Source organism: Streptomyces sp. NPDC059787 (assembly GCF_042732315.1).
Lineage (GTDB): Bacteria > Actinomycetota > Actinomycetes > Streptomycetales > Streptomycetaceae > Streptomyces > Streptomyces atrovirens.
The window spans coordinates 75382-87958 of record NZ_JBHWHX010000007.1 but is presented as its reverse complement, the minus strand read 5'-3'; the positions used below and the strand labels follow the sequence as shown (position 1 = coordinate 87958).

The 12577-nt window shown below is 70.0% G+C and carries 11 protein-coding genes; 2 read left to right on the top strand and 9 right to left on the bottom strand.

What is annotated here, in order from left to right:
- Positions 1-140: 140 nt before the first annotated feature.
- The 7 genes from ACFV5H_RS08925 to ACFV5H_RS08895 all read right to left on the bottom strand — a co-directional run bounded on the left by ACFV5H_RS08925 (position 141) and on the right by ACFV5H_RS08895 (position 8721).
- Positions 141-1298 carry an aldose epimerase family protein gene (locus ACFV5H_RS08925; RefSeq protein WP_385047163.1) on the bottom strand — a complete coding sequence of 386 codons (1158 nt, stop codon included), beginning with the start codon at positions 1296-1298 and terminating at the stop codon, positions 141-143.
- 55 nt (positions 1299-1353) lie between these two features.
- Entirely contained in the window at positions 1354-2598 is a 1245-nt protein-coding gene (gene mmsB / locus ACFV5H_RS08920) for a multiple monosaccharide ABC transporter permease (RefSeq protein WP_385047166.1), read from the bottom strand.
- Positions 2595-4145: a multiple monosaccharide ABC transporter ATP-binding protein gene (mmsA, locus tag ACFV5H_RS08915; protein WP_385047168.1), complete on the bottom strand. Its 1551-nt coding sequence runs from the start codon at positions 4143-4145 to the stop codon at positions 2595-2597. Before mmsA ends, mmsB begins: the two co-directional genes overlap by 4 nt.
- A 32-nt stretch (positions 4146-4177) precedes the next feature.
- The gene (gene chvE / locus ACFV5H_RS08910; RefSeq protein ID WP_385047171.1) at positions 4178-5290 is read right to left on the bottom strand and encodes a multiple monosaccharide ABC transporter substrate-binding protein; all 1113 of its coding nucleotides are present in this window, start codon (positions 5288-5290) and stop codon (positions 4178-4180) included.
- A 137-nt stretch (positions 5291-5427) separates the two neighbouring features.
- Positions 5428-6396, bottom strand: a complete 969-nt coding sequence (locus ACFV5H_RS08905; RefSeq protein ID WP_385047174.1) for a hypothetical protein — start codon at positions 6394-6396, stop codon at positions 5428-5430.
- A gap of 128 nt (positions 6397-6524) precedes the next feature.
- Complete coding sequence (locus ACFV5H_RS08900; protein ID WP_385047176.1) at positions 6525-7529, bottom strand: zinc-binding dehydrogenase; 1005 nt, start codon at positions 7527-7529, stop codon at positions 6525-6527.
- 28 nt (positions 7530-7557) lie between these two features.
- Complete coding sequence (locus tag ACFV5H_RS08895; RefSeq protein WP_385047178.1) at positions 7558-8721, bottom strand: mandelate racemase/muconate lactonizing enzyme family protein; 1164 nt, start codon at positions 8719-8721, stop codon at positions 7558-7560.
- Positions 8722-8962: 241 nt separating this feature from the next.
- On the opposite strand from ACFV5H_RS08895, the gene ACFV5H_RS08890 reads away from it, so the two are divergent.
- Entirely contained in the window at positions 8963-9793 is an 831-nt protein-coding gene (locus ACFV5H_RS08890) for a hypothetical protein (protein ID WP_385193684.1), read from the top strand.
- Between the two features lie 453 nt (positions 9794-10246).
- Here ACFV5H_RS08890 and ACFV5H_RS08885 read toward each other — a convergent pair whose 3' ends face one another.
- Positions 10247-10684, bottom strand: a complete 438-nt coding sequence (locus tag ACFV5H_RS08885) for a MarR family winged helix-turn-helix transcriptional regulator (protein WP_385047187.1) — start codon at positions 10682-10684, stop codon at positions 10247-10249.
- Between the two features lie 92 nt (positions 10685-10776).
- Between ACFV5H_RS08885 and ACFV5H_RS08880 the strand changes: the two genes are divergently transcribed.
- Positions 10777-11796 (top strand): NADP-dependent oxidoreductase, encoded by a 1020-nt coding sequence (locus ACFV5H_RS08880; protein ID WP_385193682.1) that lies wholly within the window; start codon positions 10777-10779, stop codon positions 11794-11796.
- A 123-nt stretch (positions 11797-11919) separates the two neighbouring features.
- Here the strand turns inward: ACFV5H_RS08880 and ACFV5H_RS08875 are convergent, their stop codons facing one another.
- Entirely contained in the window at positions 11920-12525 is a 606-nt protein-coding gene (locus tag ACFV5H_RS08875) for a hypothetical protein (RefSeq protein ID WP_385047193.1), read from the bottom strand.
- Between the last annotated feature and the right edge of the window lie 52 nt (positions 12526-12577).

Sequence of the window (12577 nt, the reverse complement as noted above, 5' to 3'; positions counted from 1 at the left end):
CGGGCCCGCTGGGGAGGTGGCGGGCCCGTCATGCCTGGGTGGCCCGCGCGGGGGAGCACGGGCCACCCAGGAGTACGGAGCGGGACGCGCCGCCGTTCAGCTCGTGTGAGGAAAATGTGACGGCGGCGATCCCCGGGGGCTCATGCCCCGAACGAGTGGACCGTCGTCGTCCGGTACGTCTGCCCCGGCCGCAGCACGGTCGACGGGAACGACGGCTGGTTCGGCGAGTCCGGGAAGTGCTGGGTCTCCAGGCACAGCCCGTCGCCCTGCCGGTAGACCCGGCCGCCGGTGCCGACGAGGGTGCCGTCGAGGAAGTTGCCGGAGTAGAACTGCAGGCCCGGCTCGTTCGTCGCGATCCTCAGCGTGCGGCCGGAGGACGGGTCGCGGAGAACGGCGACCTGCTCGGGACGGCGGGTGATGCCCTTGTCGAGCACCCAGTTGTGGTCGAAGCCCTGCCCGTAGAGCACCTGCTGGTGTGCGGTGCGGATGTCCCGGCCGACCGGCTTGGCCCGGCGGAAGTCGAAGGGGGTGGCCGCGACCCGCGCCAGTTCGCCCGTGGGGATCAGCCCCGGGTCGACCGGCGTGTAGCGGGAGGCGGCGATGGACAGCTCGTGGTCGTAGACGGAGCCGCTGCCCTCGCCGGCGAGGTTCCAGTAGACGTGGCTGGTGAGGTTGACGACGGTGGCCTTGTCGGTGGTGGCCTCGTAGTCGACGCGCCAGTCGCCGTCACGGGTGAGGGTGTACGTGACCTTCGTACGCAGCGTGCCCGGGTAGCCCATCTCGCCGTCGACGCTCGTGTAGTACAGGTACAGGCCGACGTCGGAGCCCCGGGTGAACGGCTCGACGTCCCAGACCCGCTTGTCGAAGCCCTGGGCGCCGCCGTGCAGGCTGTTCTCGCCGTCGTTGACGGAGAGCTGGTACGGGGTGCCGTCGAGGGTGAAGCGGCCCTGGTCGACGCGGTTGCCGTAGCGGCCGATCAGGGCGCCGAAGTAGGGGCTGGAGGCGACGTACTCCTCGACGGTGTCGAAGCCGAGGGAGACGTTGGTGTACCGGCCGCGGCGGTCGGGGATCTCCAGGGACTGGACGATGCCGCCGTAGGAGAGGACCTTCATCCGGGTGCCGCCGTTCTCCAGCGACCAGCTGTGGACCTTGGTGCCGTCCGCGAGCCTGCCGAAGAGCGACTTCACCGGCTTCCCCCTGCCCGACGCGGCGTGTGCCGTGCCGCCGAACGCGGTGGTGGTGGCGGCGACCCCGGCCGCCGCCGCGCCCGCGATGACCGTGCGTCTGTTCAGTTCCATCCGTGCGGCTCCCGAAAAGGAAGGGGCCCCGCCGTCCGGCGGGGCCCGAGCTGACTTACGAACCGGACTTGCGCTTGTTCCACACGTCGAAGCCGACCGCGGCCAGCAGGGCGAGACCCTTGATGACCTGCTGCCAGTCGGTGCCGACGCTGAGGAGGTTCATGCCGTTGTTCAGCACGCCGAGGACGAGACCGCCGATGATCGCGCCGAGCACGGTGCCGACACCGCCGCTCATGGACGCGCCACCGATGAACGCCGAGGCGATCGCCTCGAGTTCGTAGTTCAGGCCCGCCTTCGGAGAGGCCGCGTTCAGGCGGGCGGCGATCGCCAGACCCGCCAGGGCCGCGAGCACGCCCATGTTCAGGAAGACCAGGAAGGTGACCTTCTTGTCCTTCACGCCGGACAGCTTCGCCGCCGGCAGGTTGCCGCCGATCGCGTAGATGTGCCGGCCGAAGACCGAGTTCCGCATGAGGTAGCCGTAGCCGACCACCAGCGCGCCCAGGATCAGCAGGATGATCGGGGCGCCCTTGTAGCTGGCGAGCAGCAGGGTGACCGTGAGGAGCGCGGCGGCGATGGCGACGAGCTTCAGCAGGAAGAGGTTGAACGGCACCACGTCCAGCGCGAACTCCTGCTGGCGCTTGCGGTCGCGGAGCTCCTGGAGGATCACGAAGGCGACCATCGCGAAGCCCAGCAGCAGGGTGATGTTGTGGTAGTTGGTCTCCGGACCGGCCTCGGGGAGGAACCCGTTGCCCATCTTCTGCAGACCGCCCGGGAACGGGCCGAGGGTCTGGCCCTCCAGGAGGATCTCCGTCACACCGCGGAACACCAGCATGCCGGCGAGGGTGACGATGAACGACGGTATGCCGAGATAGGCGATGAAGAAGCCCTGTGCCGCGCCCGCGACGGCGCCGGCCAGCAGACACAGCACCACGGCGACCGGCCAGGAGAGGTCGTGCTGCACCGTCAGCACCGCCGCGAACGCGCCCACGAACGCCGTGAGCGAACCGACCGACAGGTCGATGTGGCCCGCGATGATCACCAGCATCATGCCGATCGCGAGGATCAGGATGTAGCTGTTCTGCAGGACCAGGTTGGAGACGTTGCGCGGCAGCAGCAGGTCGCCGTCGGTCCACACGGCGAACAGCGCCACGATCAGGCCGAGGGCGAGCAGCATGCCGTACTGGCGCATGTTGCGGCGCAGGCCGTCCAGCACCAGGTGGAGCAGGCCTCCGCCCGCGGCCGATCCGGTGCCGCCCGGCGGCGCCGGGGCCGGGCTCTTGGCGGTCACATCCGTGCTCATCGGGTTACCTCTTTGTCCTTCGTCATCTGGCGCATCAGCGATTCCTGCGAGGCCTCGGCCCGCGAGAACTCACCCGTGAGCCGCCCGGCGGCCATGGTGTAGATGCGGTCGCACATACCGAGCAGTTCCGGCAGCTCGGAGGAGATGAAGACGACCGCCTTGCCCTCGGCGGCCAGCTTGTCGATGACCGTGTAGATCTCGTACTTGGCGCCGACGTCGATGCCGCGCGTCGGCTCGTCGAGGATCAGCACGTCCGGACCGGCGAAGATCCACTTGCTGAGGACGACCTTCTGCTGGTTGCCGCCGGACAGCTTGCCCACCGGTTCGAACACCGTCGGTGCCTTGATGTTCATCGACTTCCGGAAGCCCTCGGAGACCTGCCGCTCCTCGTGCTCGTCGACGACGCCCCGCTTGGCGACCTTGCCGAGGGCGGTCAGCGAGATGTTCCGGTTGATGGTGTCGAGCAGGTTCAGGCCGTAGTGCTTGCGGTCCTCGGTGACGTACGCGATGCCGTGGCCGACCGCCTCGGGGACGGTCTTCGTACGGATCTCCCGGCCGTCCTTCAGGACGGTGCCGCCCGCGTGGCGCCCGTAGGCCCGGCCGAAGACGCTCATCGCCAGTTCGGTGCGGCCGGCGCCCATCAGGCCCGCGATACCGACGATCTCACCGCGCCGGACGCTGATCGACACGTCGTCGACGACCTTGCGCTGCTGGTCGATCGGGTGGTGCACGGTCCAGTTGCGGATCTCCAGCGCGGGGGCCGTGCCCTCCTCCGGCTGGTGCGGGGTGCGTTCGGGGAAACGGTGGTCGAGGTCGCGGCCGACCATGCCGCTGATGATCCGGTCCTCGGTGGTCCCGGGGGCCTTCACGTCGAGCGTCTCGATCGACTTGCCGTCCCGGATGATCGTCACCGAGTCGGCGACCTTGCGGATCTCGTTCAGCTTGTGGGAGATGATGATCGAGGTGATGCCCTGCTTCTTCAACTCCAGGATGAGATCCAGGAGTTTGTCGCTGTCCTCGTCGTTCAGGGCCGCGGTCGGCTCGTCGAGGATGAGCAGCTTCACCTTCTTGGAGAGCGCCTTGGCGATCTCCACGAGCTGCTGCTTGCCCACGCCGATGTCGGCGACGCGGGTCTCCGGGTGGTCGGTGAGACCGACCCGGCGCAGCAGCTCGGTGGCGTGCCGCAGGGTCTCGTTCCAGTTGATCAGCCCGCGGGTGGCGTGCTCGTTGCCGAGGAAGATGTTCTCCGCGATGGACAGGAACGGCACCAGCGCCAGTTCCTGGTGGATGATCACGATGCCGTGCTGCTCGCTCGCCCGGATGTCCTTGAACCGGCAGAGCTCCCCCTCGAAGAGGATCTCGCCCTCGTAGCTGCCGTGCGGATGGACGCCGGAGAGCACCTTCATCAGGGTGGACTTCCCGGCGCCGTTCTCGCCGCAGATGGCGTGGACCTCGCCCTGCCGGACGGTCAGCGTGACGTCCGACAGCGCCTTGACGCCGGGAAAGGTCTTGACGATCGAGCGCATTTCCAGGACGGGTCCCGCCATGGTCGTGCCTTCCAATCAGTGTGGGCCGGCGGTTACTTGAGGTCGCTTTCCTTGATGTAGCCGGAGTCGACGACCGTCTTCTGGTAGTTGGCCTTGTCGACCGCGACCGGCTCCAGCAGGTAGGCCGGCACGACCTTCGCGCCGTTGTCGTAGGTCTCGGTGTCGTTGGTCTCGGGCTTCTTGTCGTTGAGCAGCGCGTCGACCATGTTGGTGGCCACCTTGGCGAGCTCGCGGGTGTCCTTGTAGACGGTCATCGACTGGTCGCCGGCGATGATCGACTTCACCGAGGCGACCTCGGCGTCCTGGCCGGTGACGACCGGCAGCGGCTTGTCCTTGGAGCCGTAGCCGTCGGACTTCAGCGCCGAGAGAATGCCGATGGAGATGCCGTCGTACGGCGAGAGCACGGCGTCGACCTTGCCGCTCTTGTACGACTTGGTGAGGATGTCGTCCATGCGGCGCTGCGCGGTGGCGCCGTCCCAGCGGAGCGTGGTGACCTGGGTCAGCTCCGTCTGGCCGGACTTGACGACGAGCTGCTTCTTGTCGATGTACGGCTGCAGAACGCTCATCGCGCCCTGGAAGAAGTAGCGGGTGTTGTTGTCGTCGTTGGAGCCGGCGAACAGCTCGATGTTGAAGGGGCCCTTCTCGCTGCCGTCCTTCAGGCCGAGCTTCTCGACGATGTAGGTGCCCTGGAGCTCGCCGACCTTCTCGTTGTCGAAGGAGGCGTAGTAGTCGACGTTCTCGGTGCCGAGGATGAGCCGGTCGTAGGAGATCACCGGGATGTCCGCGTCGGCGGCCTGCTGGAGCACGTTGTTCAGCGACTTGTTGTCGATGGCCGCCACGATCAGCGCGTCCACGCCCTGCGTGATCATGTTCTCGATCTGCGAGACCTGCTGGTCGGGCTCGTCCTCGCCGAAGACCAGCTTGGTCTTGAAGCCCTTGGACTCCAGGTTCTTGACGACGTTGTCGCCGTCGGCGATCCAGCGCTCGGAGGACTTGGTCGGCATCGCGATGCCGACGGTGGCCCCGTCCGAGCCGCCCTTGTTCTCCTCGCTGCCGCCCTCGCTGTTCTGGCCGCAGGCGGTCAGGGTGAGGGCGAGGGTGGCGGCCGAGGCGACGGCGGCGAGTGCGGCTCTGCGATTACGCATGATCATCATCCTTGATGTGTGCGGGGTCGGTCCGGACGAGCGAGGCGCTTGTCGGGGTGGAACCGGGAGACCGAGAAAGAGGTGTGTGCGATTGTGCGCGTCTGTGTCTACTTCTGTGAAGCCGAGTTTCCGGAACGTTATGACGAGATTTCGAACCGGCTCAGATCGCCCGGGAGCCGGGACCCGAGCGGCGCCATGTCGCCGTCCGCGCCGTGGCGGGCCAGCAGGTCCAGGGCCAGCCGGCCGCGCCGCACGCGCTCCTTCGCGGTCGCCAGGGTCAGCTCCCGCATGTGGTGTCCGTACGGGTAGATCCCGGGCGCCTTGGACAGGCCGAACTTCAGGTACAGCGGGGCGCCGCGCCGGATGAGTTCGGCGACCTCGTACATCCGCACATAGCCGCCGAGGTCGTCCGGGGCCTCGATGTACATGTCCATCGGCGTGGCCGAAACCCGCCGTATCTCGGTGAGGTGATCGAGCGTCAGGTCGCTGGGCACGTTGATCGAGTCGGCGCCGAGGTGCTCGTAGACCGCGAAGGAGGCCGGGTTGACCGGCCCGACGAGCGCCGACAGCTTCAGCGTGGTGTCGGCGGGGAGCAGCCCGGCCGCGCGCGCCCGGTGCAGCGTCCACAGCACGCCCTCGTCGGCGACGAGCAGGCACTTGACGCCCAGCTCCGTGGCGCGCACGGCGTCCTCGACACAGCCGGCGACCGCGTCGTGGCCGCGGGCGCGCAGTCCGGCGCCGCCCGAGTCGGTACGGGTGGAACCGCCGATGTCCCAGGTGCCGCGCGGGCCGGTGAACAGGCAGAGCTCGATGTCGCGTTCCGCGGTGGCCTCGGCCATCTCGGTGATCTCGGCGTCGGTCAGCATCCAGACGCCGCTGCCCTGGCTGATCCGGTGGATCGGCACATCGAGGCGCGAGGCCTCCTTCAGTACCACGGCCAGCGCCTCGGGCCCCTCGCACGAGGGAACCTCGGTGCGCCAGCGGCCGCCGCCGGGGAAGGTGTGCGGCGAGGCGTCGGCGGGGTCGAGGGCGGGTGCGCTCAAGCCGAGCGCGGTGAGGGTCTGCTCACCGGGCCTGCGGGGAGCCGTGGCGGAAGCGTCGGTCACAGGGTGTCCTTTGGTTCGATATATCGGACGAAGTTCGCGGCTCGGGGTACGAGTCGGGTGAGTTCGGTGCGGGGCCGGGTGTACGCCGGTACGAGGGCCGTCAGGTCGCCCTCGTACCGGCGTACGGACTAGGGACGCAACAGCACCTTGCCCACCTTCGGATCGCCGGACCCCACCAACTCGATGGCCTGCGGGAACTCGGCGAGCGGCAGCTCGTGGCTGACCAGCGGCAGCGGGTCGAGCAGCCCGGCGGCGAACACCCGCACGGTGTGCGCCCAGGCGTCCGGCGGAGCGCCGAAGACGGTGTGCACCTCCAGCTGCCGTACGACCAGGTCCGTGGGGTCGAGCCCGTCGGCGCCCGGCGCCGGGATACCGGTGAGGACCAGCCGCCCGCCGCGCCGCAGCAGCGAGGCCGCGGTGCGGGCCGCGTCCGCGGACCCGGCGGTCTCGATCACCACGTCGAAGTCGTCCGGGAGTTCACGGTCCTTGGTGCGGAAGTCGGTGGCCCCGTACTGCCGGGACAGCGCCTCGCGGTCGTCCCGGCTGCCCACCACCAGCAGTTCGGCAGGGGAGCCCGCGCGCAGGAACTGCACGGCGAACATCCCCAGCGTGCCGGTGCCGACCACCGCCACCCGCTCACCGGGCACCGCGTTCGCCTTCAGCGCGGCGGCGGCGATGCAGGCGGCCGGCTCCAGCAGCGCGGCGGCGCTCAGGTCGGCGTCGTCCGGGAGGACGTGCAGCAGCCGGGCCGGGAGGGTCAGCGTGGCGGCCATGGCGCCCGGCCGGGTGAACCCGGTCTCCTCGTAGCCCGCCGAGCACAACGTCGTCTCGCCCGCGTGGCAGCGGTCGCAGACCTGGCAGTTGCGGAAGCCCTCGCCGACGACCTTGCGGCCGACCAGCGTCCCGGGCACGCCCGCGCCCACCCGCTCCACGGTCCCGGACCACTCGTGGCCCGGAGTGAGCGGGTAACGCACGTACCCCTCGGGCCGGTTGCCCTGGTACACCTCGCGGTCACTGCCGCAGATGCCCGAGGCGTGCACCCGCACCAGGGCCTCGCCCGCACCGGGCTCGCGCGGCTCGTGCGGGACCAGACGGTGCTCGCCGGGTCGCTCGATGACGACCTGGGTGCTCATCGCCGCGCCTCCCGCCGGTCCGCGGCGGTCACTTCGCGCCCTTGGGCTTGCGCGTCTCCCAGCCCTCGGCCCACAGGTCGAACCGGGCCTGCTGCTGCGGGAACTCGGCCGCCGCGTCGACGTCCAGCTCCACACCGAGACCGGGGGCGTCGGAGAGGTGGAAGCAGCCGTCCTCCGGGTTCACCTGCGGCGCGCCCTTGACCACCTTCTTGATCTCCGCGTCCGCGAAGTCGTTGAAGTGCTCCAGGATCTTGAAGTTCGGGGCGGTGAAGCCGACCTGGAGCGACGCGGCGGTCAGCACCGGACCGCCCACGTTGTGCGGGGCGACCAGCATGTAGTGGGTCTCGGCGGTCGCGGCCAGCTTGCGGGTTTCCCAGATGCCGCCGATGTGACCGACGTCCGGCTGGATGATGTCGACCGCCTGGCTCTCGAACAGCTCGCGGAACTCGATCCGGTCGTGGATGCGCTCACCGGTGGCGAGGGGCATGTCGACCTTCGCGGCGACCTTCTCCAGCGCCTTGAGGTTCTCCGGCGGGACCGGCTCCTCCAGCCAGGCCGGCTTGAACGGCGCCAGCTCGTGCGCGAGGCGCACGGCGGTGGCGGGGGAGAAGCGGCCGTGCATCTCCAGCATCAGCTCGGCGTCCGGACCGATGGCGTCCCGCACCGCCTCGATCAGCGAGACCGCGTACAGCGTCTGCTCGTGGTCCAGCTCGAAGTGGCCGGTGCCGAACGGGTCGATCTTCAGCGCCCGGTACCCGCGCTCCATCACGCCCTGCGCGGCCTTGTGGTAGGCCTCGGGGGTGCGCTCGGTGGTGTACCAGCCGTTGGCGTACGCCTTGACCTTGTCGGTGACCTTGCCGCCGAGGAGCTGCCAGACGGGCACGCCGAGGGCCTTGCCCTTGATGTCCCAGCAGGCCATCTCGATCACGGCGATGCCGGACATCACGATCTCGCCGGCGCGGCCGTAGTCGCCGTACTTCATCCGGCGGACCAGGTCCTCGACAGCGAACGGGTCGGAGCCGAGAATGTGGTTGACCTCGGCTTCCTTCAGGTAACCCAGGAGGGCGTCGGTGTGGCCCAGCATCCGGGTCTCGCCGACTCCGGTGATTCCCTCGTCGGTGTGCACCTGGACGTACGTCAGGTTGCGCCACGGCGTCCCGACCACGTGTGTGCTGATTCCGGTGATGCGCACGGCAGTTAGCCCCTCGCTGTGGTGGTGGACCTTGTCTTCGTCGTCAGCGGTTCGACGCGTTCGATATTTCGGCACACGTTCGAAATGCTGGCGTGACAGTAAGGACGGGGTGGCGGGGGTGTCAATGGGTCACGCGCATAACGGTTTCGGCAGTTTCGAAACCATTGAGCATTGGTCCGCACCAAACCTTCACAACAAGGCCTATGAAGCGGGCCCGAACGGAACCTAACCTTCCCGCGTCATGGACTTTTGCCACCCGTGCCGACGGCACCTCAATGGCGCCCTCGCCTGCCCCGGCTGCGGCACCCCCGTCGAGACGCTCCGCGCCCAGCAGCGGCAGGAACCTGCCGGGTCTTCGGGCTACGAGGGCGAGGTGCACGGGACCGAGGAGGTCGCCGGGGTCGCACAAGTCGGGGACGGTCCCGGCGGGTACGACGACGGGCCGCGGGACGACGGGCCGCGCGGGCGTCGGGCGGACCGGCGTCGAGGCCGGGAGCCGGGCCCGAACCCGGACCTGGCCCCGGACCCTGCACCTGACCCGGACGAGGCCCCTGTGGCGGGCGAGAGCCGCCGGGACCGCAAGGCCGCGGCGCACCGCCGCCGACGCAACCGCACCCTGCTGATCGCGGCCGGTTTAGTCCTCGCGGTGGGGGGACTGAGCCTCGCGGAACTCGGCCTGGACGCGCCCGGCTCGGCCCCGAAGCCGGCGGCCGCCGGGGAGGAGACCACGGACGGCGGCGCGACGAAGGTGGAGCCGACGGAGTCGGCGAGCGGCGGTGTCACGGACGCGGTGGCACCCGGAAAGTCACCCGGTGCGAAGCCTTCCGACTCACCGTCGGCTTCCGGGTCCCCGACGGGCGAGGAGTCCGAGGAGGCGGAGGACGAGACCGAGCAGGACTCCTCGTCCGCGCCCGCGACCCCGTCCACGACCGACCCGACGACGCCCCCGCCGCCGGAGCCCTCGGCGGATCCGGAGACCCCGGAACCGGACCCGGACCCGACGACGAAGGAGCCCGAACCGGAACCCGAGCCCACGGAGACGTGCGACCGTTTCCTGTGGTGGTGCACCTGAACCACCCGCGCGGTCCGCGGACAGCCGCTGCCGCAGCCCCGCCCTCGGCGGGCCGCCGCGTCCCCGACCTCCGCGCCGTCATCCCCGCCCTCCGCGGGCAGTCGTGCCTCCCCCAGTGCCTTAAGGGCCTGGGAGGTGCCCCCAGGGCGGCACGGGTGGGCGGTGGGGGTACCTCCCGCTCATGGGGGTCCCTCCCGCTCGAGCGAAGCCGAGAGTGGGGGAGAAGCCGAGAGTGGGGGAGGCACCCCGCAAGCGCCGGGCCGCGCAGGCATCCCCCGCCCCACACCAACACGCGGCCCCCCGTAAGCCAATGCGGGGCACCCCGTGAAGCACACCGGGCCGCGCGCCCCCCGGCCCGCACCGACGCCGGGGCACCCGCAAAGCGCCGGGCCGCGCACACCCCCCGCCCCACACCAACGCCGGGGCGCCCCTTCGACACTCCGGCCGTAGCCCCTACCCCAGCATCCTCCGCAACGCATCCCGCAACGCCACCCGCTCCACCTCCGAAAGCCCCGCCAACGGCTCACGCGCGAACCGCAGGGACTCCCGCAGACTCCGAGCCACCCGCCGCCCCTCGGCCGTCGCCGCCGCCAGCTTCACCCGCCGGTCCGCCGGATCCGGCCGGCGCTCCGCCAGCCCCCGGGCCTCCAGCCGGTCCACGATCCCCGTGACGTTCGACGGCTCGCACTTCAGCCGCTGCGCCAGCTTCCGCATCGGCAGCGGCTCCAGGGACAGCAGACTCAACAGCTTCGCCTGGGCACCCGTAAGGGCATGACCGGCGGCGGCTTCCTCGTACTCCTCGTGGTAGCGGGCCACCACCGAGCCGATGAGCTCGACGACCTCCAGGGTGAGGGCGTCGGGACGGCGCGAAGAGGCATCGGGTGTGGCCATGCCCTTCAGGGTACCCGGTTGCTTGACATCCTGAAATGTTCAGCCGCATGGTTGTTTCAGGTACTGAACTATCCGAGGAAAGGTGCCAGGCCATGACCGCCCCCACACTTCCCACCACCGGCCGCGAGTGGCATCTGCTGAGCCGCCCCGTCGGCTGGCCGAAGCCCGAGGACTTCGCCCTCGTCGAGACGGAGGTCCCCGCCCCGGCCGAGGGCCAGGTGCTCGTACGGAACAAGTACCTCTCCGTCGACCCGTACATGCGCGGCCGGATGAGTGCCGCGAAGTCCTACGTCGCCCCGTACGAGCTGGGCAAGGCCATGCAGGGCGGAGCCGTCGGCGAGGTCGTCGCCTCGAACGTCGACGGGATCACGGCCGGCGACCACGTCCTGCACTTCTTCGGCTGGCGCGAGTACGCCGTCGTGGACGCGAAGAACGCCGTCAAGGTGGACCCGGAGGCGGCGCCCCTCTCGGCGTACCTGGGCGTGCTGGGCATGACCGGCCTCACCGCCTACGCCGGCCTGCTGCGCACCGCCTCCTTCAAGGAGGGCGACTCCGTCTTCGTGTCCGGTGCCGCGGGCGCCGTCGGCAGCCAGGTCGGACAGCTCGCGAAGCTCAAGGGCGCCTCGCGGGTGATCGGCTCGGCCGGCTCCGACGAGAAGGTGAAGCTGCTCGTCGAGGAGTACGGCTTCGACGCCGCCTTCAACTACAAGACCGGCCCCGTGAGCGAGCAGCTGCGCGCCGCCGCCCCGGACGGCGTCGACGTCTACTTCGACAACGTCGGCGGCGACCACCTGGAGGCGGCCATCGGGTCCCTCAACCGGGACGGCCGTATCGCGGTCTGCGGGATGATCTCGGTCTACAACAACACCGAGCCCGCCCCCGGCCCCCGCAACCTCGCCCGGCTGATCCAGACCCGCGGCCGCATCGAGGGCTTCCTCGTCGGCGACCACTACGATCTCCAGCCGCAGTTCGTCCAGGAGGTCGGCCCCTGGGTCCGCTCGGGCGAGCTGAAGTACCGCGAGACGGTCGTCGAGGGCATCGAGAACAACCTCGAGGCGTTCCTCGGCGTCCTGCGCGGCGACAACACCGGAAAGATGATCGTCAAGCTCTGACACGGCCGTGACGCGGCACCGGCGACGGTCGTTGCGTACGACGGGGGCCGCACCCTTGGACGTGGGGTGCGGCCCTCACCGGTCCCATCGGCGCTCCGACCTCACTGACCCCGCCGACCCCCGTCAGAAGTCCAGCAGGTCCGCCAGATCCGTCGGGTCGAGCCGGCTCAGGAACCGCCCCGGCCAGGAGTACACCGCGCCGCCGAAGGATAGATTGCGGGTGTAGACGCCCTCCAGCAGGATCGCGAGCCCGAGGTCCAGACCGTCCGGTTCGCCCTCCGCGACACCGGAGATCGTCCGTGGCCGCCGCCACTCGGAGCGGGTCAGGGTGACGGCGACGCCCTTGCGCGTCAGTTCGTGCCGGCGCTTGTCGTCCAGCACCCGGTACCGGTACGAGCGCCCCCTCAGCTCGATCCGCAGGGCGCGCTCCGCCCGCCGGACGGCCAGATGACGGCGTTTCGGCGCGCAGTTGTCCACGCCGGCGCTGATCTGCATGTGCGCCATGCGTGGCAGCCCGCGGAACCGGACGCCCCGGAAGGCCAGCGTGGGAACCCCCTCGCCCGTCACCCGGGCGGTCTGCTTCTCCCCGGAGTGCCAGGACTCCCTGGGGCACGTCAGCCGGACCTCCCCGATGCCGGGCAGTGTCCCGCTCCAGACGTACGTGGCCCGCCGCAGCAGCCGCCGGTGCTCGAACTCCGCACGCGTGAGCTCGAACCTCATCGTGTCCATGTGCCCCGTCTCCCCCTTGACCGGTGCCGGGGTGAGGTTCCCCGGTGGCTCC